Below are 23,370 nucleotides of genomic sequence, written 5' to 3'. Positions count from 1 at the left end.
TCCATGCTGAAAATTTTATGCGTATGTGGCTGCGGCCTCGGTTCAAGCTTTGCCATTGAAATGACGGCGAAGGCAGTTTTAAAGAAGCTGGAAATTCCCGCTCATATTGAACACACCACCGTTTCCGAAGCTGGGGCTTTTAAATCGGATATGATTCTGACGCAAAAAACCTTTGCCGACATCTTAACCGCCGATGCCAGTGAAGAAGAAATTAAACGTGTCGTGGTGTTGAATAAACTTACTGATAAAGAGGAGATTGAAACTAAGATCGTCGCATTCTTAAAAGAACGTCATCTGAAGGTGGCTGATTATGAATAGCTTCGTTGCGTTTATCGTTAAGGATTTACTCGGCCAGGCATCCATTCTTATTGCTTTTATTGCCATGCTTGGCCTGATCCTGCAAAAGAAATCGCCAGGCAAAACCGCGGAAGGGACATTTAAAACGCTGCTCGGTTTCTTAATTATGATGGCCGGGATAAACATCATTGTCGCCACGCTGACCTTCCTGAATGATATCTTCACCCAGGGATTTGGCATGAAAGGCTATATTACCGATGTGGCCGCCATCGCCGGGTTAGCGAATCGGGAATTAGGTTCGGAGGTGGCGCTGACGCTGCTGGTGATCTTTGCCGTCAATATTATTATCGCCCGGCTGACGCCGCTGAAATATATTTTTCTGACCGGCCAGGCGCTGCTGTGGATGGCGACGATCGGCGCCGTGATTGGCTATAAGTCCGGGCTCACCGGCGTACCGCTGATTTTAACCGGGGGCATCTTCGGCGGCGTGATGGCGGTGTTAATGCCGGCCCTGGCGCAGCCGGTGGTCAGGCGCATTACCGGGTCTGACGATGTGGCCCTGGGGCACTTCTGTACTATCGGCTATCTGGTGCAGGCTGCGGTCGCTAAAGTTGTCGGAAAAGGCTCTCGCTCCACGGAAGATCTCGAACTGCCTGATAACTTTAAGTTTCTGCAGGATACCTATCTGGCCATGGCGGTGGTGATGGTGCCGATGTATCTCATCCCGGCTATCGCGGCGGGGCCTCAGTACATCGCGCAGTTCTCCGGCGGCATTAATTACCTGATGTATGCCTTCATGCAGTCCATTCAGTTTGTCGCCGGGGTCTTTGTCCTCTATAGCGGCGTGCGTTTATTACTCAATGAGCTGGTGCCGGCTTTTCGCGGTATCGCGATGCGTATTGTCCCGGATGCAAAGCCCGCTCTCGATTGCCCGGTGCTATTTCCCTATGCACCGAATGCGGTGATTGTTGGATTTCTGGCAACGACTGTCGGCTCGATTATCGGCATGCTGGTTTTCCCGATGTTCGGCCTGGCGATGATTCTCCCCGGGCTGTTAACCAACTTTTTCGCCGGCGGTACGGCAGGGGTATTTGGCAATGCGCTGGGCGGACGTCGCGGGGCGATGATCGGCGGGGTGATTCACGGCCTGTTTATCACATTTCTGCCGGCCATTCTGGTACCCATGCTGGAGAGCTACGGCTTTACGGGCGTCACCTTCAGCGATTCAGACGTCATCAGCTCCGGTCTGGTATTAGGCCACGCCTTCCAGAATAACTGGCTCTTTGTCGCCTTGTTTATTGTGTTTGTCGCCGCACTGGCATGGTTTGTAAACGGTAAATCCGCTAAGCCGAAAGGGGAAAGTGTTCATGAGTCTGTATAATTTTAATGAGATTTTAAAAATCGCTCAGGAAAGAGATTTTAAAGCGATTGGCTCGTTTAACTTGCACTGTATTGAGATGTTACCGGCTTTTTTTAAAGCCGCGCAAAACAGCCGCAGCCCATTAATGATCCAAATATCAACCGGTACCGCAGAGTATCTGGGGTATCGGTTACTGGTCGATGCCGTGCGTTCATTAGCAGACAGTGAAAATATCCCGACCTGCCTGCATCTCGATCACTGCTCCGATATTAAAGCCATCGAGACGGCAATGAATGCGGGCTTTTCTTCGGTGATGTACGACGGGTCTCACTTAAGCCTCGAGGAAAATATCGGTAACACGCGGATTGTGGTGGAAATGGCCCGGCCGCGGAATATTACGGTAGAAGGTGAGCTGGGGGCGATCGGCGGGTCAGAGGATGGAAAAGCGGTGGCTGCCGAAGATATCTGTTTTACTACCGTCGAAGACGCGACGCGTTTTGTGAAGGAGACACAGGTCGATATGCTGGCCGTCTCCGTGGGCACTGTGCATGGCCTGTACACCGGTAAAGCGCAGATACAGCATGCGCGGCTGAAGGCGATAAGCGAAGCGACGGGCGTGCCGCTGGTGCTGCATGGCGGCACAGGTGTCAGCGATGAGGATATGCGGCTGGCCGTCACCGAAGGGATTAATAAAGTGAACGTCGGAACGGAAATGAACGTGCAGTGGGTCGACCGCTGTAAATCAACGTTTGAGAAAGGAAAAGTAAATGACAGCGTACGGAAATTTTTAATTCCCGCCAACCAGGCAGTTACTGCCGTATTAATGGAAAAAATGGCGCTATTTAAGTAGCGTTTTTACCGACACATATCTTTTGTTGCCCTGTCTTCCGCCAGGGAGGGAGCTTGCTATGTTTGAATCATTGAAAACGCTGTGGAAAAAAGAGCAAAACCCGCTGCAGGATTATGATCAACAGTCCCGTCAGCTGGCGGAAGAGATCGCCAGACTGGAAGGCGAATTACAGCGCCAGCCCGATAATAGCGACGTGCAAAAAACATTGATGTTGACTTACAACCGGGCATTATCGGTATATGCCAAAAGTAAGAGCCACCGGCAGGGTATCGATGCGCTGTTTCTGCAGATTGATAATTTACGCAATATTATTCGCCGCAATATCTAGGAACAGAGAATGACCATAAAAGAACTGCTTATTGAGGCCGATGCCATTCAGGTTGGCGTTGTGGAGTCCGACTGGCAGCGGGTAATAAAGCTGGCTGCCCGCCCGCTGGAGGCAAAAGGCTTTATTTCGAAGGAATATAGCCAGGCGGTGATCGACAATACTTTAAATCATGGCGCTTATTACGTTTTTGATGAAGGGATTGCCATCCCCCATGCCCGCCCCGAATGCGGCGTCAGACGCAACTGCTTTAGCCTGGTGGTGCTGGAAAAGCCTATTCCCTTTGCGGACAGTGAAAAAGCGGACATTGTTATTATGTTTGGCGCCCGGGACAGCAATGCGCATATCGAGGAGGGCATCCGTTCCATCGTCGCGCTGCTGGATAATAATGACACCATGGCCAAACTGCGGACGGCCCGCAGCCGGGAGGAGGTTGTCGCATTACTATGAACAGACATCTGACCCCAGGCTGCAAAACGGCCATTTTAATCAACGGCATTCCGGCGTCGGGGAAGAGCACCATTACCCGTTTGCTGGCGGAGACCTTTAGCCTGCCGGTATTGACGATCGACGGCATCAAAGAGCCGTTTATGGCGCGCCTGGCCCCTGTCGACCGGCCGATGAATCGCCAGCTGGGCTGCGCGGCGTATGAGGTGATCTGGTCGATTGTCGGCGCATCGCCTGCCAGCATGGTCTGGTTGATCGACGCCTGGTTCGGCTTTCAGCCGCGGGAGACCTTGCAGAGACTGCTACAGCAGGCGGGCGTGGAGCAGGTGATTGAGGTCTGGAACCATATCTCTCCGGAGCTGGCCGTCGCGCGCTATGCCTCGCGGCTGGCGACGCGGCCGCCGGGCCACCCTGGAGAAGAGTATTTGCCGGAGCTGGCCCAGCTGGCCGGGCGGGCGCAGCCCATGTCGTTAGGACCTGTACTGACGATAGACCAGCGGCACCCGCTGCAAATCGAACCGGTTATTGAGTGGCTTGAAGGCACGATCGCCGGACAGCACAGCGGTTTTACAGATTACGCTTACTCGTCCTAGGGCATACCCGCCAGGCGCAGCAGCGCGGTCACCACGGCGGCGGCGATAATCACGCCGATCAGCGGGACCTTGCGCCAGGCGAGGAACACAGCGAAAGCAACGCCCAGAACGCGCGCCATACCGGCGAAATGTGCGCCCTCATAGAAAGTGGTGGCCAGGGCGACGGAAAAAAGCAGCACCGTCGCCGCATCGGAAAGCAGCGCCTGCGAGCGCTCGGAAAATGCCAGCCGATTGCCGAGCTTCGCGCCGCCGAGGCGCATCAGATAGGTTCCCAGCGACAGGATGGCGATACCGGCGATAAACAGCGTCATATTGCCCATTATTTTTTCCTCGACAGTAAACCGAACAGCGAAAGCAGCACCGGCAGCCCGGTGGGCACAAACGGTACGGCGGCAAGCGCCAGCGCGGCGCCGCTGGCGGCGCGGATCAGCGTAGTGCGGTTTTTAAAGGCCGGGATCACCAGCGCCAGCAGGATCGCCGGGAAGACCGCATCAAGCCCGATGGTTTCCGGCGCTGGCAGCAGTTTGCCGACGGCCGCGCCGGTTAGCGTACCGAGGGGCCAGATCAGCGCGACGCCAGCGCCGCACAGCCAGTAGGCCGCTTTGCGCTGCGCGGGGGTGGGCTGCGACAAGCCAAAGACCACGCTCTCGTCGTTCATAATGTGGCACCCGATAAAGCTTAAGGCGCGCCGACCAACCAGTTCGCGTACGGTCACCCCGAACGGGATATGACGCGCATTGACTAACAGGCCGGCGGCGGCGGCGGCCAGCGGACTACCGCCGCTGGCGACAATGCCGATAAACATAAATTCAGAGGCGCCCGCCAGCACCGACACCGAAAGCAAGAGCGGCACCCATAAAGGGAAGCCGTAAGCCACCGCCAGCGACCCATAGGACATGCCCACCACCCCGACGGCAAGGCAGACCAAAACAATCGCTTTTATCGTGTCTCCGCTGAGACTGGAGAGAGTTTGTTTCATATCACTTAGCCATATCGAACGAATTTCCATTATAATGAACACATAATGATCGTTTTTCAAGGCGAACGAATTGTTCGATATAAAAAACAAGGGGCGGGTATGACACAGCCAATCAGCGTTATCGCCAAAAGTCTGGTGCGGGAGCGGGCGCGGACCGGGCTTTCGCTGGCGGAAGTCGCGCGTCGGGCGGGTATCGCAAAATCCACGCTATCGCAACTGGAGTCCGGCAACGGCAACCCGAGTCTGGAAACGCTGTGGTCGCTCTGCGTAGCGCTGGATATTCCATTTGCCAGGCTGCTTGAGCCGCAGGTGAACAAAACGCAGGTGATCCGCCGCGGCGAGGGGACCAAAGTGGTGGCAGAGCAGGCGAACTATCAGGCCATTTTGCTGGCCGCCTGTCCGCCCGGCGCGCGTCGGGACATCTATTTGCTGCTCACCCAGCCCGGCGCCGACCGCATTTCGCATCCGCATCCGCCAGGCTCGGTGGAACATATTATCGTCACCCAGGGGCGGGCGCGGGTAGGGCTGACGTCGGCGCCGGAAGAGCTCGGCGAGGGCGACTATATCTGCTACCCGGCGGATCAGGAGCATGTTTTTCAGGCGCTGGAGCCGGATACGCAGGCCCTGCTGATCGCTGAGCAAAACTGACATCGCGTCGGCGGGGGACGCGCGCTCGCTGGACGTCATAGCCATATTGCGGGAAACTAGCTTTCCTATGCGAAAACAGGGATTTTTATGTCGCTGAAAGCCATTGCCAAACAACTTGGGATCTCCGTCACGACCGTCAGCCGGGCGTTGAACGGCTACGACGATGTGTCGCAGGAGACCCGCGCCCGGGTTGAGGCTGAAGCGCAGCGCCGGGGCTATCGCCCCAACACTTTCGCCCGCCGTCTGAAAATGGGCACCATCGATGCCGTTGGTCTCGTCTTTCCTGTCCGCCCCGCGCCGCTCAACAATAACGTTTTTCTCGAGATGGTCGGGGAGATCAGCCATGAGCTGGCGCGCCATGACATTGATTTGTTGCTGATCGCCGATGATGAGCAGGCGGATAAACATGGCTATATGCGCATGGTGCAGGGCCGTCGCGTCGATGCATTAATCGTGGCCCATACTCTGGATGACGATCCGCGGCTGGCGCAGCTGCAGGCCTCCGGCTTTCCGTTTCTGGCGCTCGGCCGTAGCCGCCTGGCGCAGCCCTACGCCTGGTTTGATTTCGATAACTATGCCGGCACCTGCCGCGCCACCCGCCATCTGATTCAACAGGGCCACCAGCGTATCGCTCTGCTGGGCGAGAACAACAATCAGGCGTTTATTTTGCAACGGCGTAACGGCTACCTCGATGCCCTGCGCGAGGCGGGGTTATCCGATGCATGGCTGCGTAGCGTGCCGGCGACGCGCCGCGGCGGCTATCAGGCCACGCTGGAGCTGCTGCGTCTGCCTGAGCCGCCTACCGCGATTATCACCGACTGCAACACCCATGGCGATGGCGCCGCGATGGCGCTCGCCCACCTGGGGCGTTTAACCGGCGACAACCGCGTCGCCCTGGTGGTGTACGACGGGTTGCCGCAGGACAGCATCATTGAGACCGATGTCGCCGCGGTGATCCAGTCCACGCGCCAGGGCGTGGGACGGCAGATTGCTGATATGGTGCGTCGCTTAATCGCCGGGGAGGATCTCGCCACGCTGCAGGTGCTATGGCAGCCGGAATTTTTCCCAGGTGAAACCGCCTGATCTTACCCCTTTTTAACCCGTAATTCTGAAGCCGATCACGGATCCGAAACGTTTTGGTTGGCATCCGAAACGTTTCGGATCAACAGTAAGACATTCCTTGTAATGGAGATGTCTGATGTCTGATTCGCTGATTCACCTGCAAAGCGCCGGTGCCGATGTTGTGATTAAAACCCGCCCTTTCGCCGAAATTGTCTACTGGGGACCGCATTTAAGCCACTTTTCGCCGCAGGATGCCGACAGCCTGACGCGCCCGGTCGCCAACGGCAGACTGGATGTTGATTCGCCAGTGACCTTAATGGCGGAGCTGGGCCATGGTCTGTTTGGCGCGCCGGGCATTGAAGGCCATCGTCAGGGGCTGGATGCCTCTCCGCTGTTCACCACCAGCGAAGTGCGGCACGAGGGCCAGACGCTGACCCTGGTCAGCGAAGATCCGCAGGCCGGCCTGCGCCTGCAGAGCGAGATCGCGTTGGATGCCAGCGGCGTGCTGAGCGTGCGCCATGGCGTGACCAATCTGCGCGCCAGCCCATGGCAGGTGGATCGCCTGGCGGTCACGCTGCCGGTCGCCGAACGCGCTCGCGAGGTGATGGCTTTCCATGGCCGCTGGATCCGCGAGTTTCAGCCTCACCGCCTGACGCTTGAGCACGACAGCTTTGTGCTGGAGAACCGCCGCGGGCGCACCTCTCACGAACATTTCCCGGCCCTGATCACCGGCAGCCGCGCCTTTAGCGAGATGCAGGGTGAAGTCTGGGGCGTGCATCTGGCCTGGAGCGGTAACCATCGCCTGCGGGCGGAGGTGAAAACCGATGGCCGTCGCTATCTGCAGGCCGAGGCGCTCTATCTGCCGGGCGAAATGGCGCTGGCGGAAGGGGAAACCTTGTGGACGCCGTACCTGTATGCCAGCTACTCGGCGAATGGGCTGAACGGCATGAGCCAGCAGTTCCATCGTTATCTGCGCGAACGGATTATTCGTTTCCCGGGCAACAAACCGCGCCCGGTGCATCTCAACACCTGGGAGGGGATCTATTTCGACCACGACCCGGACTACATCATGCGTATGGCCGACGAAGCGGCGGCCCTGGGCGTCGAGCGCTTTATTATCGATGACGGCTGGTTTAAAGGGCGCAACGACGACTGGGCGGCGCTTGGCGACTGGTATCTCGATGAGAAAAAATACCCCTACGGCCTGACGCCGGTTATCGATCACGTGAAGTCTCTGGGTATGGAATTCGGTATCTGGGTGGAGCCGGAAATGATTAACCCGGATTCCGATCTGTACCGGGCGCACCCGGACTGGGTGCTGGCGCTGCCGGGCTATACCCCGCTGACCGGCCGCCATCAGTTTGTCCTGAACCTCAACATTCCCGAAGCGTTTGATTATCTGCTGGAGCGGATGAGCTGGCTGCTGGGCGAGCATGCGGTGGACTACGTGAAGTGGGATATGAACCGCGAGCTGGTGCAGCCTGGGCATCAGGGACGCGCCGCTGCGGACGCGCAAACGCGCCAGTTCTACCGCCTGCTGGATACGCTGGTGGCCCGTTTCCCGCACATTGAATTTGAATCCTGCTCCTCCGGCGGCGGACGGATCGATTATGAAGTCCTCAAACGCAGCCATCGCTTCTGGGCGTCTGACAACAATGACGCCCTTGAGCGCAACACCATCCAGCGCGGCATGAGCTACTTCTTTCCACCCGAGGTAATGGGCGCGCACATTGGCAATCGCCACTGTCATGCCACCTTCCGCCAGCATAGTATCGCCTTTCGCGGCCTGACGGCGCTGTTCGGTCATATGGGCCTTGAGCTGGATCCGGTGAGCGCCGATGAAGAAGAGCGCGCCGGATACCGAAAATATGCAGCCCTGCATAAACAGTGGCGCGACGTGATCCATCACGGCGTGCAGTGGCGAATAGATATGCCGGACGCCACCACCCTTGCCCATGGCGTCGTTAGCCCGGATAAAGCGCAGGCGATCTTCCTCGTTAGCCAGCTGGCGATGCCGGACTACACCCTGATGGCGCCGCTGCGCCTGGCGGGCCTGGAGGCGAGCGCCCGCTATCAGGTGACGCTCCTCGATCATCCGAACATTCAGATCACCGGCGAGGGCGGCCACACCATGCGGAAGCTGCCGGCATGGATGACGACGCCGCAGACGGTGAGCGGTGAGTGGCTGCAGCAGGCGGGGCTGGCGCTACCCATCCTCGACCCGGAAAGCGCCATTCTGATTGGTCTGCAACGCGTGTGATGGTATCGGGCCGCGCTGCGGCCCTTCTTGAGGAAAATATAATGAACCCGACCGTCTGTACCCACAAAAACAACCCCAACTTCTGGATTTTCGGGCTGTTCTTCTTTCTCTACTTCTTCATCATGGCCACCTGCTTTCCGTTTCTGCCGATCTGGCTGTCGGACGTCATCGGCCTGAATAAAACCGAAACCGGCCTCGTTTTCTCCAGCCTGTCGCTGTTCGCCATCTGTTTCCAGCCGATCCTCGGAGTGATCTCTGACAAGCTGGGGCTGAAAAAACACCTGATGTGGATCGTGACCGTTCTGCTGGTGCTGATTGCTCCCTTCTTCCTTTATGTTTTCGCTCCGCTGCTGAAAACCAATATCTGGCTCGGGGCGCTGAGCGGCGGCGCCTATATCGGCTTTGCATTCTCCGCAGGCGCCGGCGCGATGGAGGCCTATATCGAACGGGTAAGCCGCAACAGCGGGTTTGAATACGGCAAGGCGCGCACCTTTGGCTGCCTGGGATGGGCGCTGTGCGCGACTACCGCCGGAATGCTGTTCAGCATTAATCCCGAATGGGTGTTCTGGATGGGGTCAGCCGCCGCGCTGCTGCTGGTGGTGCTGGTGGCCATCGCCAAACCGCAGGCCAGTCAGTCCGCGCAGGTGATGGATTCGCTCGGCGCCAATCGCCCGGCGATCGATTTAAAAACGGCGGTGCGCATGTTCCGCCAGCGTAAGATGTGGATGTTTATTCTGTATGTTATCGGCGTGGCCTGCGTGTATGACGTTTTCGATCAGCAGTTCGCCACCTTCTTCAAATCGTTCTTCGCGACCCCGGAAGCGGGCACCCGCGCCTTTGGTTTCGCCACCACCGCGGGAGAAATATGTAACGCCATCATTATGTTCAGCTCGCCGTGGATTATTAACCGTATCGGAGCGAAGAATACCCTGCTGATCGCCGGGATGGTGATGGCGGCAAGAATGATTGGCTCTTCCTTCGCCACCACCGCCGCGGAAGTCGTAGCGTTGAAAATGCTCCATGCGCTGGAGGTGCCGTTCCTGCTGGTGGGCGCCTTTAAATACATCACCGGCGTGTTTGACGTCCGGCTGTCGGCGACCATTTACCTGGTGGGCTTCCAGTTCGCCAAGCAGGTGGCGGCGATCTTCCTCTCCGCCTTCGCCGGCAATATGTACGATCGGATCGGTTTCCAGGAGACCTATATGATCCTCGGCGGTATTGCTCTGACGGTTACCTTAATCTCCGCGTTTACGTTAGCGGGTAAGGCGAAAACCGAGCCGCTGCGCGATAATGCAATGACCGTTTAATCGACCGGCCTCCCGTCTGGAGGGAGGCCAGTTATTTTTACGCCAGATAAAACACTTCTTTGAGCTCCTCGCTCAGCGGGCTGTTGTCCGGGTTGCTGGGCATCACCTCGCGCATGTATTTCCACCAACGCTGGCATACCTCCGTGCTGGCGACCGCTTCCCAGCGGGCTTCCGATTCAATCTCCACCGTCGCGAACAGGAGATGGCGTTCTTTATCGAGATAGATGGCGTAGTGGTGCGCGCCGTGCGCTTTCAGCACTGCTTCCAGCTCCGGCCAGATGGGGTTATGGCGGCGCTGGTACTCCTCGTGCGCGTCGGGGTTCACCTGCATGACGAAGGCTTTACGGATCATAAGGCCTCCAGATAGAGCTCGCGAACCTCATCGCGGCTGGCGGGGCGCGGGTTACACGGCGCGCATGGGTCGGCCAGCGCTTTATCCAGCCAGCCTTCGATATCGGCTTTGCTGACGCCAAGCTGGCTAAAACCCTGGGGGATCCCTACGCGTTTGCTCAGCGTGCGGATGGCATTGATGGCCTCCATGCTGGCAGCTTCATCGCTCATGCCGCGAGTATCGACGCCCATCGCCTGCGCCACGCGGGCAAAGCGCGCCACCGCGTTCGGGCGGTTAAAGTTTTCGATGATCGGCAGCAGGATGGCGTTGCATACCCCGTGCGGCAGATTATGGGTGGCGCCAGGCTGATGGGCCAGGGCATGTACCAGCCCGAGACCGGCGCTGTTGAACGCCATGCCCGCCAGATACTGGCCAAAGGCCATCTGCTCGCGGGCCTGCAGATCGTGCCCATCGTCTACCGCTTTCGGCAGCCACAGGTTAATCAGACGAATGGCCTCGAGGGCGTTGGCGTCGGTCAGCGGATGGGCGCCAACGGAGACAAAGGCCTCGATGGCGTGGGTCAGGGCATCCATGCCGGTGGCGGCGGTAACGGCTGGCGGAATGTCGAGCATCACGCTGGCGTCGTCGACGGCGATATCCGGGATCAGGTTCGGGTCGATAATCACCTCTTTCACCTGCCGCTCGCTATCGATAATTACCGCGTTGCTGGTCATCTCCGCCGCCGTGCCGGCGGTGGTATTGATGGCCACCAGCGGCACGCCAGCGTTTTTCACTTTGCCGACGCCGGAGTAGGCGGTGGAGGGGCCTGGGTTGGCGGTGAGGATTTTTATCGCTTTGGCGGTATCAATCGGGCTACCGCCGCCGAAGGCGATCAGGTAATCGCAGCGGGCCGCCTGGTAAGCCGCATAGCCTTGCTGCACCAGCGCTTCGGTGGGGTTGGGGAATACCTCGTCAAATAGCTGATAAGCCATCTGCTGTTCATCCAGCGCGGCGAACAGGCTGTCCAGCAGGCCCAGCTTCACCAGCTGACCGTCGGTGACGATCAGCGCCTTGCCCCACTGTTTGCCCGCTACCAGCTTGACCATATCACCGATCGCGCCTGCGCCGTGGAGGCTGATTTTAGGTAGTGCCAACATAAAACTCATGATAATTCTCCTTAATGTTGATTTTGGGAAATCCGTTTCCCCTCACCCCGACCTTCTCCCGCAGGGAGGGGGCCAGGGTGAGGGGGAAATTAACATCGTCTTCGCTGCATCATCCGCCGGGTAATAATCGGCAGGGAGATCACCACGATCAGCATGGCGCCGATGATCACCGACATCACGATGCCGGGGACGTTCAGCAGGCTAAGGCCGAAGGTCACCAGCCCCATCAGAAAGGCGGCGATGATCACCCCGGGCATGCTGCCGGAGCCGCCGAGAATATTGACGCCGCCGAGCACCGCCATGGTGACAACCGCCAGCTCCCAGCCCATCGCCAGGGTGGGGCGGGTACTGCCGAGCCGTGAGGTCAGCAGGACTGCCGCCAGCCCGGCCATCAGCCCAACCAGCGCGAACAGCACCAGGTTATGACGCTTAACGTTGATCCCAGAGAACCAGGCGCCGGTCGGGTTATTGCCGATGGCGTAGGTCCGGCGACCAAAGTTGGTTTTATGCAGCAGAAAGGTGAAGGCGGCCGCGAGGAGGATAAACAGCGCAAACTCAAAAGAGAGCGCCCCCCACACGTACCCCTGGCCGAACCAGGCAAAGCTCTCCGGATAGTGATTGAGTGCCTGATCGCCCAGCAGGATATAGGTGATGCCGCGATACAGGCTCATGGTGCCGATGGTGATCACAATGGACGACAGGTTAAAGCGGGTCACCAGCAAGCCGTTGAACAGGCCGCACAGCAGACCTACGCCCAGGCCGATGACCACCAGCAGCGGAGTGTCCATCCCCGCTGCCGCGCAGAAGCCCATCACCGTTGAGCTGAGCGCCATCGTCGAGGCTACCGACAGATCGATTTCCCGGGCGATAATCAGCATCGCCATCGGCAGGACGACGATCGCCTTCTCGGTAAAGGTAAAGGTGGCGTCCGACAGGTTCCAGATATTGAGGAAGTACGGGGAAGCCACGGCGTTGCCGATAAATACCGCCAGGGTGACCGCCAGTAAAAACCCTTCCCAGCACAGCAGGCGGCGCAGCGGCGACGGCGCGGCCGGGGCGTTTTTCATCTCTTCAGATACCATCATTTTGCTCATGATTTCACCGCCTGTTTCTGTCGGGCTAACGCCGCGTTGCGCAGGATTAACCGCCCGTGACCGCGATTGCCGCGCTCGTTGAGCAGCACCGCCATGACGATCACCGCCCCGGAAATCGCCATCTGCCAGAAGGGCGAGATGCCGATCACCGGCAGGGCGTTATTGATAACCCCGAGGAACAGCGCGCCGCACAGGCAGCCCAGCAACCGTCCGCTTCCGCCCATGGTGCTGATACCGCCGATCACGCAGGCGGCGACCACCTGGAGTTCAAAACCGTTGGCGACGTCGACATAGGCGACGGCGAAGCGCGAGATCCACAGATAGCCGCAGAAGCCGGCCAGCGCGCCGGAGAGACAGAAGCTGACGAACTGCATTTTTCCGGCGTTAATGCCGGTGTAGTATGCCGCCGTCGCGTTGCCGCCCGCGGTGTATAAGGCCCGGCCGGTGCGGCTGTAGCGCAGGAAATAACCCACCAGCAGCAGCGCGGCGATGGCGCACCAGCTCAGTAGCGGCAGCCCCAGGAGGGGGCTGCGCGGCAGACTGAGAAAATCAGCGCTCATCTGATGTGAGTTAACCCAGCCGCCGTCAGTCAGCAGGAAGATAATGCCGCGATAAATGCTCATGGTGCCCAGGGTCACCACAATGGCGGGAATGCCGAGGCGCCAGACCAGCAGGCCGTTAATTACTCCCATCAGCAGGCCCAGCAGAGTCGCCAGCGCCAGCAGCGCCACCACCGGAATACCCGGATAGTGGGCGTTAATCAGGGCGACGATCATCCCGGTCAGCGCCAGGTTGGCGGCCATCGACAGATCAATGCCTTTGGTGAGCAACACCATCATCTGCCCGAGGGCGAGGATGATAAGGATGGCGGTATCGTTAAACATCTCCACCAGATTGCCCGGTGAAACGAACGACGGCGCCCGGCTGCCGATGGCGCCGATCATCAAAATGATGACCAAAGCCAGCAGCGCTTCGCGATGTTTCAGCCATGCGTGTCCCATCATGCCGCCTCCTGGCCGATGCCGCTGGCGGCGCTAACGATGGTTTCCGCTGTCGCTTCCCCGGCCTGGTATTCGGCGACCATCAGCCCTTCGTGCATTACGATAATCCGGTCGGCCATGCCCATCACTTCCGGCAGCTCTGACGACACCATAATCACCGCCAGCCCCTGGCTGACCAGCTCGGACATAAACTGATGCACGGCGGCCTTTGAGCCGATATCGATGCCTTTGGTCGGCTCATCGAGAATGATCACCTCGGGCTGGGTCGCCAGCCATTTGCCAATCACCACTTTCTGCTGGTTGCCGCCGGAGAGGGTCTCCACCGGCTGCCGCCAGCTGAAGGCTTTAACCTGCAGGCGCGAGGCGTACTCGTCGGCCAGCCGCCATTCCCGGGCGTCGTTCAGGATGCCGTTAGGGTTGAGCTTGCTGAGCTGCGGTAAACTGATGTTCTGGGCGATAGGCAGGGCGATGATCGCTCCCTGTTTCTGCCGCTCTTCCGGCACGCAGACGATGCCCGCGCGGATGGCGTCGGCGGGCTGGTGAAAGCGCATGGTTCTGCCGTTCAGGCGGATCTCGCCGGAGGAGGGGCGCGAGACACCGGAGAGCGCCTGCATCAGCTCGGTGCGTCCGGCGCCCACCAGGCCGTAAAAGCCGAGAATTTCTCCCTTGCGCAGGCGGAAGCTGATATGGGCAAACTCGGTAGGATGACAGAGATCGGTCACCTCCAGCACCGTTTCTCCGGGGGTGCAGTCGACTTTCGGGTAGGTTTGGCTGATCGCCCGGCCCACCATCATCGACACCATCCGCTCTTCGGTGATGTCGCTTATCGCCCCGGAGCTGACGTACACCCCATCGCGCAGGATGGTGTAATAATCGGCCAGCTCGAAGATTTCATCGAACTTATGCGAGATAAATAGGATCGCTTTGCCGTCCTGCTTCAGACGCTCAACGATGTGATAAAACTCCAGGATTTCATGCTGGGAAAGCGCGGCGGTCGGCTCATCGAGGATCACCACCTGGGCGTCGAAAGCCAGCGCCCGGGCAATCGCCACCATGTGACGCTGGGCGATGCTGAGGGTTTTCAGCGTGGCTCGCGGGTCGATCTGGACTTCCAGACGGGTGAGGATCTCGTTGGCTCTGCGGTGCATCGCCGGCCAGTCGAGCGTTTTCAGCAGTCCCTTATACAGATACTGGCCGACGAAAATGTTTTCGCTGACCGAGAGTTCGTCAAACAGCACGGTTTCCTGGTGAATGGCGGTGATCCCTACCTTATGCGCCGACTCCGGCGTTGGCAGATGAATGGGGATCGCTTTATAGAGGATCTCGCCCTCTTCGGGCTGATAAATACCGGTCATCACTTTGACCAGCGTGGATTTCCCCGCGCCGTTTTCGCCGATTAAGGCGGTCACTTTGCCGGGCCAGAGATCAAGCTGCACGTTCTCAAGGGCGCGCACACCGGGAAAAATCTTGGTGATCCCCTTCAGCGACAGCAGTGGCGTTGATGCTGACATGATAGTTCTCCACAAAAATCACCCCTCACCCTAACCCTCCCCCACAGGGGCGAGGGAACGGTCCGGCGTCCGCTGGCCGCATCGCGCAGAGGGCCAGCCGTTCCCCCTCTCCCTCCGGGAAAGGGCCGGGGTGAGGGAACAAGGATTAGAAAATTTTCGAGAACTTATCGATGTTGTTCGCATCGTAGACAAACGGCTTGGCCATCGCGCCATTCCCCTCGGCGTCCAGCTTCACTTTGCCCAGCTTGCCCATACTGGCTTCGGTTTTGGTCGCCGTGCCTTTGACTAAATCGTCGGCCAGATAGGTGGCGGCGTAACCCAGGTCAATCGGGTTCCAGATGGCGAAGCTTTTGCTGGCGCCGGACTTGATCGCGCCGGCCATTTCCGACGGCAGCCCCAGCCCGGTGACATACACTTTGCCGATTTTGCCCTGGTCCTTCACCGCCTGCGCGGCGGCAACAATCCCCACCGACGACGGCGAGACAATGACTTTCAGGTCCGGATATGATTTCAGCAGACCCACCGCTTCGCGGTAGCTTTTATCCGACAGATCGTCACCGTAGGCGACGGTGACCAGCTGCACCGACGGATACTGCGGTAGCACCTTTTTCATCTCCTCAATCCAGATGTTCTGGTTCGTGGAGGTTGGGGTGGCGCTTAACACGGCCACCTCGCCTTTCTCAACGTTCAGCGCCTGCAGCGCATCGGCGGCAAGCTTGACGTTGGTTTCGCCAATTAAGGCGTTATTTGAGGGGTTAAGATGGATCTGACGGCCTGCCGGCGCCACGCCGGAGTCCCATGAGACCACCTTGATGCCGCGCTGCATCGCTTTTTTCAGCACCGGCACCACCGCGTCCGGATCGTTGGCGGAAATGGCGATCGCATCCACCCCCTGGGCGATCAACCCGTTCAGCACGTCGATCTGCGCCTCGGCGGTGGTAGTGGTCGGGCCGGTGTAGATCACTTTGACATCACCTAACTCCTTGGCTGCCTGTTGGGCGCCAACGTTGGCGGCTTCGAAGAAGCCATTTCCCAGCGATTTCGCCACAAGGGCGATTTTAACTTCGGCTAAGGCGGAACCGGACAACGCCAGGGCGGCAACGGTGAGGATCAAGCTTGTCTTTGTTTTCATTGCTTTTACTCCACATGAGTTAGTTTTGTAGGGTTTGCAGGTGATATTTCGCCCCGTCTCGGTGAGCGGGGCGCGATGTTGTTATGGATAAAGATCTAAAGCGGACTGCAGCGGCTGCACGTTGAAGCGTTTGCCAAGGGCGATAAGCTCGTCGCGGGTGATGGTCTGCTTCATCCCGCCCATCGACAAGACTTTCACCAGCACTTCGGCGGACTTCTCGGCGGTATCGATCAGGCCGAAGGTCTCATCCAGCGTGGGGCCGCTGCCGAAGACGCCGTGGAACGGCCACAGCACCAGCGAGTGTTTTTGCATGGTTTCGGCGGTCGCCTGGCCGATTTCATCGGTGCCCGGCACCATCCACGGCAGAATGCCGACGCCATCCGGGAAGACCACCAGACATTCGGTGCTACCTTCCCACAGCTTACGGGTGAAAAGATCGCTGTGGTTCTCCAGAACATAGGTCAGGGCGATCAGGTTGGTGGCATGGCAGTGCATGATCACCCGGTCTTTGCCGCCGGTCAGTTTGATGCGCTCGCTGTGCGACAGGAAGTGTGCCGGCAGCTCGGAGGTCGGGACGGCATCCTCCGTCAGGCCCCACAGGATATGGTATCCCGCGCCGTCGCTGTCGACCTTCACCACGCCGAGGTTAGCGGCCGGGTCGAGCTGGACGTTACGGAAGAATTTGCCGGAGCCGGTGACGATAAACGGCTGGTTGGCCAGGGTTGGCATCGGCTGGCTGAGGGCGATATAGCGCGGTTTGGCGTGGAAATCCGCCGCGTAAGGTTCGATATCCGCTTCATCCAGACGCAGCGTCAGGTTGCCGCCGTTGCGTTCGTCCCAGCCTTTCAGCCAGGCGTCGGAGGTGGCTTTGATCATGCCCTGGACGAACCAGGCGTCGATAATGGTCTGCATAGTCTTGTCTTTCCTGTTGATTCGGTGCGGGGTTGACCCCCTCACCCAAAATATGTGCGTGCCCCCGGATTGCGCCGTAAACGGCTTATCCGGGCTACCGGTTCGTAGCCCGGGTAAGGCGTCAGCCGCGACCCGGGGAAGCCCGTGCATTACCCGCGCTGGCTCAGAACCGCATTCTCATAAGCCCGTACGCTGTCCAGCCACTGGCTGCCCGCCGGCGTGTCGTGACGCTGACAGTACATCTCCCAGATGGCCTGCCACGGCAGCGATTTTTGCTCTTCGAGCAGCGCCAGGCGGGCGGTGTAATCGCCGTCGTTCTCCAGCTGGCGCAGCTGGGCGGTCGGTTCCAGCAGGGCGCGCAGCAGCGCTTTTTTCATATTGCGGGTGCCAATCACCCAGGCCGCGATGCGGTTGATGGAGGCATCGAAGAAGTCGAGGCCGATGTGCACGCGGTCAAACAGGTTATGGCGAATGATTTCGCTGGCGATGGCCTGGGTTTCATCATCCAGCAGCACCACGTGGTCGCTGTCCCAGCGCACCGGGCGGCTGACGTGCAGCAGCAGGCGTGGGATGTAGAGCATGGCGGCGGAGATCTTGTCGGAAATCACTTCCGTCGGATGGAAGTGGCCGGCATCGAGGCACAGCGCCGTCTGACGGCTGGTGGCGTAACCCATATAGAACTCGTTGGAGCCGACGGTGTAGCTTTCGGCGCCGATGCCGAACAGCTTGCTCTCCACGGCGTCGATATGGTGCGCCGGGTCGAGCTTCTCGCTGATCACCTCATCAAGGGCGTTCAGCAGCCGCTGGCGCGGGGCGAAGCGGTCAACGGTTATATCCTTCATGCCGTCCGGCACCCAGATATTCATCACCGACGGCGTGCCCAGCTGTTCGCCAAAATAAGCGGATACGCGGCGGCTGGCTTTGCAGTGGTCGATCCAGAACTGGCGGATCTCATCGTTGGCGTGCGACAGGGTAAAGCCGTCGGCGCTCAGCGGATGCGAGAAGCAGGAGGGGTTGAAATCCAGCCCCAGTTTGTTGGCTTTCGCCCACGTAACCCAGTTTTTAAAGTGCTCCGGCTTAATCTCATTGCGCGCTACCGGCGCGTCGGATTCCAGGTAAATAGCGTGCAGATTGAGACGTTTTGGCCCCGGGATCAGGCTCAGCGCCTGCTCAAGGTCGGCGCGGAGTTCTTCTGCATTGCGCGCTTTGCCCGGGTAGTTGCCGGTCGCCTGGATACCGCCGGTCAGGCTTCCCGCCGGGTTTTCGAAACCGGCGACGTCGTCACCCTGCCAGCAGTGCATGGAGACGGGCAGACGGTCCAGCTGGCGCAGGGCCTCCTCGACATCCACGCCGACGGCGGCGTAGCGCTGCTTAGCAATTTCCCAGGCTTGTTCAAGTTGAGTGGTCATGCGCAAAGCTCCTTGGTCTGTTGTGGCTGAAACTGCGCCACGAAACGGGCAATTTCACTATCAGGATTGGGGGTAAAAGTGGTGAGCGCCGCGTTGCCGCGCACTACCTGACGAAACTCATCGACATTGGCCAGCTCGTCGAGGGTCATTAACTGGATGCCGATATTGCCGAGGGTGGAGGCCTCTATCGGGCCGGCCACGACGGCGATCCCGCAGGCGTCAGCGCACAGCTGGTTGAGCAGCGTGTTCTGACAGCCGCCGCCGACGATATGCAGCTGGCTGAAGGGGTGGCCGCGCAGCGCCGCCAGCTCGTTAAGCACCCGGGCGTAGAGCAGCGCCAGGCTGTCGAAAATGCAGCGCGCCAGTTCGGCATCGCTTTCAGGAACCGGCTGCCCGGCGTCGCGACAGGCGGCCTGGATCTCGGCGCTCATACTGGCCGGGTTGATAAAGCGGTCATCGTTGCAGTCAATTATGAAGCGGCACGCCGGTAGCGCGGCGGTGCGGGCGATCAGCCCCTGCAGGTCGCTGACGTTTTGCTCTTTTAGCACCCGCTGCAGCAGCCACAGGCCCATGATATTTTTCAGCACCCGATAGCGGCCTTCGGCTCCGCCTTCGTTGGTGATATTGGCCTGCAGCGCCGCGTCGCAGGTGTACGGCGTCAGGCTTTCAAACCCCATCAGCGACCAGGTGCCGGAGGAGAGATAGGCGGCATGGCGGTCGGCCAGCGGGGAGGCGATCACCGCGCTGGCGGTGTCGTGGCTGGCGACAGCGACTACCGGAATTCGGTTACCCTGCGGGCAGATCCAGTGGCCTATCACATTGCCGGGGTGGGTCGGCTTTCCGAACCACGCCAACGGCGCGCCGGTCCAGTTCAGCAGCGTCTCATCCCAGCTATCGCTGTTAATATTGACCAGCTGGGTGGTGGTGGCGTTGGTATATTCCCAGTTCAGATTGCCGGTCAGGCGGAAGCTGAAATAGTCGGGGATCAGCAGGGCATGGGCAGCCTGACTGACCAGCTCCGGCTGCTGCTCCACCAGAGCGCGCAGCTGATAAAGCGTGTTAAACGGCAAAAACTGAATGCCGCTGCGGCGATAGATTTCCGCCCGGCCCAGCTGCGCTTCAGCGTGACGCAGCAGGCCCTGGGTGCGGTCGTCACGGTAGGAAATCGGCAGCCCGACGCGCTGACCCTGCTTATCCAGCAGGACATAATCTACCCCCCAGGTATCGATGCCGATACTGTCTATCAGAATGCCCTGCTCACACACTTTCTCCAGCCCGCGGCGGATCTCGCCTTCCAGGCTATCTACATCCCAGCAGTCGAAGCCGTCTACTTTCTGCAGACTATTGGTGAAGCGATGAATTTCGCGCAGCGTCAGGGCGCGCGGCCCGGGCTGATAGCTGGCGAGCATCACCCGCCCGCTGGAGGCGCCTAAATCGACAGCGACACAATGACGAATACTCATGAAACGATCCTTCTTAAAATCATTGTCCGCAGTCTAAAAAAGGCCGTTTACTGACACCTTCTCGCTACGGACAGCCAAAACTGGCCGCTGGCAAGAAAGCAAAGGTGACCGTGAGGGACATCACAGTTTGCGGTTTTAGGGGATGGCGAGGGGGATGTGATGGCCTCCGCAGTTCCGCATCTTTCCGGCTGATTCTTGAAAAAGCGGCAGGATTTACGAATTTCGCGGTCAAAAATTGAAGGCCGGATAGCCAACCCTTCATTACTATCAGCCGGTGACTGATAATTTTTCTCATTACGAGGGTGGCATCATGACCATATTGCACAGTACGGATTTCTTTAAGGCCGGGATCTCGACGGTGGCTATTGAACCCCGCCTCCCTCAGTCGGCCTTTCCGGAACATCACCATGATTTCCATGAAATAGTTATCGTGGAGCAGGGATCGGGTATTCACGTCTTCAATGGCCAGCCCTACACCATTGGCGGCGGTTCGGTCTGTTTTATCCGCGATCACGACCGCCATCTTTACGAGCACACGGATAATCTGTGTCTGACCAATGTGCTCTATCGCGCGCCGGATGCGTTTCGCTTTCTCGCCGGGGTCAGTCAACTACTGCCCCAGGAACAGGAAGGAAACTACCCCTCGCACTGGCGGGTGAATCAAACCGTCCTGCAACAGGTGCGGCATATCGTGGCGCAGATCGAGGCCGTGGGGAGCGATACGGATACTCATGCCGTCGCCAGCCGTGAGATCCTGTTTATGCAGCTGCTGGTGCTGTTACGTAAAAGCAGCCTTGCGGAAGAGGCCACCAACAACGATGCGCGGCTGAATCAGCTGTTGGCCTGGCTCGAAGACCATTTTGCGCAGGAGATCTGCTGGGAGGAGGTGGCGGCGCAGTTTTCGCTGTCGCTGCGTACGCTGCACCGCCAGCTGAAGCAGCAGACCGGTCTGACGCCACAGCGCTATCTTAATCGGGTGCGCCTGATGAAAGCCCGCCACCTGCTGCGCCACAGCGATGAAAGCGTGACTGATATCGCTTATCGCTGCGGCTTCGGCGACAGTAACCACTTTTCGACGCTTTTTCGCCGGGAGTTCGACTGGTCGCCGCGCGATATCCGCCAGGGGCGCGACGCCATTCTTCAGTAACGCGAGAAGAGTCAACGTATTGCAGACTAAAAACGCGAATAATGCGCCGTTATCCGCGTTTGGAGTGTGAGCCGTGGCCGGTCTGATTTTACGTAAAGAGGAGTTTTTCCCTTCCGCCACACAGGCAGTGGCGGTGGCAGACCGCTACCCGCAAAATGTCTTTGCCGAACATACCCATGAGTTCTGCGAGCTGGTTCTGGTGTGGCGAGGCAACGGGCTGCACGTCCTTAACGATCGCCCCTGGCGCATTACCCGCGGCGATCTGTTCTACATTCGCGCCGAAGATAAACACTCCTATGCTTCCGTTAACGATCTGGTTCTGCAGAACATCATCTATTGCCCGGAGCGGCTGCAGCTCAATTTTGACTGGGCCGGGGCGATCCCTGGCCTCTTCGGTACGCCGTGGAAGCCCCACTGGCGCATGGGCAGCACAGGTATGGCGCAGGCGCGCCAGGTGATTAGCCAGCTTGAGCATGAGTGCGCCCGGCGCGACGCGCAGGGAAATGCGATGGCCGAACTGCTTTTTGCCCAGCTGGCGCTGACGTTGCAGCGCCATCGCTACGCGACGGATGATCCCGCGGCGACGCAGCGCGAAGCGCTGCTGGACAAACTGCTGGCCGCGCTGGCGGCCAGCCTTAGCCGCCCCTTTGTTCTGGAGCGTTTCTGCGAGCAGGAGGGCGGCAGCGAGCGGGCGCTTCGCCAGCAGTTTCGCCAGCAAACCGGGATGACCATCAATCACTATTTACGCCAGCTGCGGATCTGCCATGCGCAGTATCTGCTGCAGCATACCGAGCGCTTAATCGGCGATATCGCCATGCAGTGCGGCTTTGAGGACAGTAACTACTTTTCGGTGGTTTTTAGCCGGGAAATCGGCATGTCGCCGGGGCAGTGGCGGCAGCGCAGTCGCGCCGCCGCCTGAAGAGCGTCGTTGTCAGGCAGATGATCCGGTGATTAACTGGCCATTCCCAGACCGACGATATTGGCGGCGATGATGATCACCACGCAGCCGAGGCTCAGGACGCTCACCGGACGACGGCCGGCGTTGTTCCACTCCTTCAGCACCAGACCCACCACACCGCCGCACAGCACGTAGAAACTCATGTGCAGCATCCAGCTCATATAATCATACTGCGCCGGAATGCTGGCGTGGCCCCAGGCATAGAAGAAGAACTGGAGATACCACATCAGACCGCCGAGGGCGGAGAGCAGAAGGTTGCTGATGATAAGCGGTTTGGCCAGCGAGAAATCGGCTTTGACTGACAGGTTCTTCACTTTCGCCAGACGAATAAAGCAGAAGCCAAGGTTAACCAGCGCCCCGCCGCCCATAATCACCACGTAGCTTGGCAGCGCTGCGTACAGCGGGTCGACGCCGAGCGCCGCGGCGGCATCATGCATCGGTTTGGCGGCGTTCATCGCGAACGACATCCCTGCGGAGAAGATACCGCACATTACCGCCAGCAGAAGCCCTTTCTTCAGATTGAACTCTTCGGCTTTGATGCCCATTTTGCGCTCTTTCAGCTGGCCTGCGCGGGTGACGATGCCGACGCCAATCACCGCCACCAGCACGCCGAGCAGCGTCATTTGACCGCCCTGGGTGTGCATCAGCACTGCAAACTGACCGTTAATAATCGGCGTCATCAGCGTGCCGACAATCAGCGTGATGCCAATGGCGATGCCAATCCCCATCGACATGCCAAGATAGCGCATGGTCAGGCCATAGTTGATATTACCAATGCCCCACATGGCGCCGAACAGAAAGACCGGCAGCAGCGTGGAGGCGCTAAAAGAGCGGTAGTAGGCCCAGAAGTCGGGTAACAGCGTGGCGCTGATGGCCCAGGGCAGAATCAGCCAGGAGACGATCCCCCCGACCGACCACATGGTTTCCCACGACCAGTGTTTTACTTTCTTGAACGGGGCATAGAAACAGGCGGCACTGGCGGCCCCTATCAAATGCCAAAAAATACCCATCGTAATCGCGTGGTTCATTGATTTTATCCTCATCTTTTTTTATCGGAGACGGCGGCTTCCGATGGGATGAGTGTAAAAATTGGCCGCTTTGGCCGCCTTCAGGACGTT

The 23,370-nt window shown here is 59.0% G+C and carries 24 protein-coding genes; 12 read left to right on the top strand and 12 right to left on the bottom strand.

The window, feature by feature from the left end; translation table 11 throughout:
* Positions 1-3 precede the first annotated feature (3 nt).
* The 6 genes from KHQ26_RS15635 to KHQ26_RS15610 are packed head-to-tail and all read left to right on the top strand — an operon-like array spanning position 4 to position 3,872.
* Positions 4-318 (top strand): PTS sugar transporter subunit IIB, encoded by a 315-nt coding sequence (locus KHQ26_RS15635; RefSeq protein WP_004151864.1) that lies wholly within the window; start codon positions 4-6, stop codon positions 316-318.
* Positions 311-1,678, top strand: coding sequence for a PTS sugar transporter subunit IIC (locus KHQ26_RS15630; protein WP_004150366.1), 1,368 nt, complete (start codon positions 311-313; stop codon positions 1,676-1,678). Before KHQ26_RS15635 ends, KHQ26_RS15630 begins: the two co-directional genes overlap by 8 nt.
* Positions 1,665-2,507 carry a class II fructose-bisphosphate aldolase gene (locus KHQ26_RS15625; RefSeq protein ID WP_002882856.1) on the top strand — a complete coding sequence of 281 codons (843 nt, stop codon included), beginning with the start codon at positions 1,665-1,667 and terminating at the stop codon, positions 2,505-2,507. Before KHQ26_RS15630 ends, KHQ26_RS15625 begins: the two co-directional genes overlap by 14 nt.
* Before the next feature lie 58 nt (positions 2,508-2,565).
* Positions 2,566-2,835, top strand: a complete 270-nt coding sequence (locus KHQ26_RS15620; protein WP_020804543.1) for a hypothetical protein — start codon at positions 2,566-2,568, stop codon at positions 2,833-2,835.
* Between the two features lie 9 nt (positions 2,836-2,844).
* The gene (locus KHQ26_RS15615) at positions 2,845-3,282 is read left to right on the top strand and encodes a PTS sugar transporter subunit IIA (RefSeq protein WP_020804530.1); all 438 of its coding nucleotides are present in this window, start codon (positions 2,845-2,847) and stop codon (positions 3,280-3,282) included.
* Positions 3,279-3,872: an AAA family ATPase gene (locus tag KHQ26_RS15610; protein WP_016947353.1), complete on the top strand. Its 594-nt coding sequence runs from the start codon at positions 3,279-3,281 to the stop codon at positions 3,870-3,872. Before KHQ26_RS15615 ends, KHQ26_RS15610 begins: the two co-directional genes overlap by 4 nt.
* Here the strand turns inward: KHQ26_RS15610 and KHQ26_RS15605 are convergent.
* Positions 3,869-4,192 (bottom strand): AzlD domain-containing protein, encoded by a 324-nt coding sequence (locus tag KHQ26_RS15605; RefSeq protein ID WP_002882863.1) that lies wholly within the window; start codon positions 4,190-4,192, stop codon positions 3,869-3,871. The two genes, KHQ26_RS15610 and KHQ26_RS15605, sit on opposite strands and share 4 nt — an antisense overlap.
* Entirely contained in the window at positions 4,192-4,851 is a 660-nt protein-coding gene (locus KHQ26_RS15600; RefSeq protein ID WP_004195589.1) for an AzlC family ABC transporter permease, read from the bottom strand. Before KHQ26_RS15600 ends, KHQ26_RS15605 begins: the two co-directional genes overlap by 1 nt.
* A gap of 99 nt (positions 4,852-4,950) precedes the next feature.
* Between KHQ26_RS15600 and KHQ26_RS15595 the strand changes: the two genes are divergently transcribed.
* The 4 genes from KHQ26_RS15595 to KHQ26_RS15580 all read left to right on the top strand — a co-directional run bounded on the left by KHQ26_RS15595 (position 4,951) and on the right by KHQ26_RS15580 (position 10,128).
* A complete protein-coding gene (locus tag KHQ26_RS15595) occupies positions 4,951-5,499 on the top strand; it encodes a helix-turn-helix domain-containing protein (RefSeq protein WP_002882865.1) in 549 nt (182 codons plus the stop codon).
* An 87-nt stretch (positions 5,500-5,586) separates the two neighbouring features.
* Positions 5,587-6,582, top strand: a complete 996-nt coding sequence (locus KHQ26_RS15590) for a substrate-binding domain-containing protein (protein ID WP_004146243.1) — start codon at positions 5,587-5,589, stop codon at positions 6,580-6,582.
* Positions 6,583-6,697: 115 nt separating this feature from the next.
* Entirely contained in the window at positions 6,698-8,821 is a 2,124-nt protein-coding gene (locus KHQ26_RS15585; protein WP_004151861.1) for an alpha-galactosidase, read from the top strand.
* A 41-nt stretch (positions 8,822-8,862) separates the two neighbouring features.
* The gene (locus KHQ26_RS15580) at positions 8,863-10,128 is read left to right on the top strand and encodes an MFS transporter (protein WP_004210464.1); all 1,266 of its coding nucleotides are present in this window, start codon (positions 8,863-8,865) and stop codon (positions 10,126-10,128) included.
* Positions 10,129-10,165: 37 nt separating this feature from the next.
* Here the strand turns inward: KHQ26_RS15580 and rhaM are convergent, their stop codons facing one another.
* The 9 genes from rhaM to rhaB form a co-directional block, all read right to left on the bottom strand.
* Positions 10,166-10,480, bottom strand: coding sequence for an L-rhamnose mutarotase (gene rhaM / locus KHQ26_RS15575; protein WP_023313786.1), 315 nt, complete (start codon positions 10,478-10,480; stop codon positions 10,166-10,168).
* Positions 10,477-11,625, bottom strand: coding sequence for a lactaldehyde reductase (gene fucO, locus KHQ26_RS15570; RefSeq protein WP_002882871.1), 1,149 nt, complete (start codon positions 11,623-11,625; stop codon positions 10,477-10,479). Before fucO ends, rhaM begins: the two co-directional genes overlap by 4 nt.
* A gap of 89 nt (positions 11,626-11,714) precedes the next feature.
* Positions 11,715-12,719 (bottom strand): ABC transporter permease, encoded by a 1,005-nt coding sequence (locus tag KHQ26_RS15565; RefSeq protein WP_002882873.1) that lies wholly within the window; start codon positions 12,717-12,719, stop codon positions 11,715-11,717.
* Positions 12,716-13,723: an ABC transporter permease gene (locus KHQ26_RS15560; RefSeq protein WP_211777920.1), complete on the bottom strand. Its 1,008-nt coding sequence runs from the start codon at positions 13,721-13,723 to the stop codon at positions 12,716-12,718. The genes KHQ26_RS15565 and KHQ26_RS15560 overlap by 4 nt, the downstream gene beginning before the upstream one ends.
* Positions 13,720-15,231: a sugar ABC transporter ATP-binding protein gene (locus KHQ26_RS15555; RefSeq protein ID WP_020804541.1), complete on the bottom strand. Its 1,512-nt coding sequence runs from the start codon at positions 15,229-15,231 to the stop codon at positions 13,720-13,722. The genes KHQ26_RS15560 and KHQ26_RS15555 overlap by 4 nt, the downstream gene beginning before the upstream one ends.
* A gap of 145 nt (positions 15,232-15,376) precedes the next feature.
* Complete coding sequence (rhaS, locus tag KHQ26_RS15550; protein ID WP_012737100.1) at positions 15,377-16,363, bottom strand: rhamnose ABC transporter substrate-binding protein; 987 nt, start codon at positions 16,361-16,363, stop codon at positions 15,377-15,379.
* Positions 16,364-16,444: 81 nt separating this feature from the next.
* Positions 16,445-17,275 carry a rhamnulose-1-phosphate aldolase gene (gene rhaD / locus KHQ26_RS15545; protein WP_002882882.1) on the bottom strand — a complete coding sequence of 277 codons (831 nt, stop codon included), beginning with the start codon at positions 17,273-17,275 and terminating at the stop codon, positions 16,445-16,447.
* Between the two features lie 149 nt (positions 17,276-17,424).
* Positions 17,425-18,684 carry an L-rhamnose isomerase gene (gene rhaA, locus KHQ26_RS15540; RefSeq protein WP_004150375.1) on the bottom strand — a complete coding sequence of 420 codons (1,260 nt, stop codon included), beginning with the start codon at positions 18,682-18,684 and terminating at the stop codon, positions 17,425-17,427.
* Complete coding sequence (gene rhaB / locus KHQ26_RS15535; RefSeq protein ID WP_002882885.1) at positions 18,681-20,147, bottom strand: rhamnulokinase; 1,467 nt, start codon at positions 20,145-20,147, stop codon at positions 18,681-18,683. Before rhaB ends, rhaA begins: the two co-directional genes overlap by 4 nt.
* 310 nt (positions 20,148-20,457) lie before the next feature.
* Between rhaB and rhaS (KHQ26_RS15530) the strand changes: the two genes are divergently transcribed.
* Together rhaS (KHQ26_RS15530) and rhaR are read left to right on the top strand one after the other, a co-directional pair.
* Entirely contained in the window at positions 20,458-21,294 is an 837-nt protein-coding gene (gene rhaS / locus KHQ26_RS15530; RefSeq protein ID WP_002882888.1) for an HTH-type transcriptional activator RhaS, read from the top strand.
* Between the two features lie 73 nt (positions 21,295-21,367).
* Positions 21,368-22,213 carry an HTH-type transcriptional activator RhaR gene (gene rhaR / locus KHQ26_RS15525; protein WP_002882891.1) on the top strand — a complete coding sequence of 282 codons (846 nt, stop codon included), beginning with the start codon at positions 21,368-21,370 and terminating at the stop codon, positions 22,211-22,213.
* Between the two features lie 32 nt (positions 22,214-22,245).
* Here rhaR and rhaT read toward each other — a convergent pair whose 3' ends face one another.
* The gene (gene rhaT / locus KHQ26_RS15520; RefSeq protein ID WP_002882892.1) at positions 22,246-23,280 is read right to left on the bottom strand and encodes an L-rhamnose/proton symporter RhaT; all 1,035 of its coding nucleotides are present in this window, start codon (positions 23,278-23,280) and stop codon (positions 22,246-22,248) included.
* Positions 23,281-23,370: the final 90 nt, after the last annotated feature.

Origin of the sequence: Klebsiella sp. 10, assembly GCF_018223925.1 — a bacterium.
GTDB lineage: Bacteria > Pseudomonadota > Gammaproteobacteria > Enterobacterales > Enterobacteriaceae > Klebsiella > Klebsiella pneumoniae.
The sequence above is the reverse complement of the archived record's forward strand: the minus strand, read 5'-3'. Positions and strand labels throughout refer to the sequence as shown.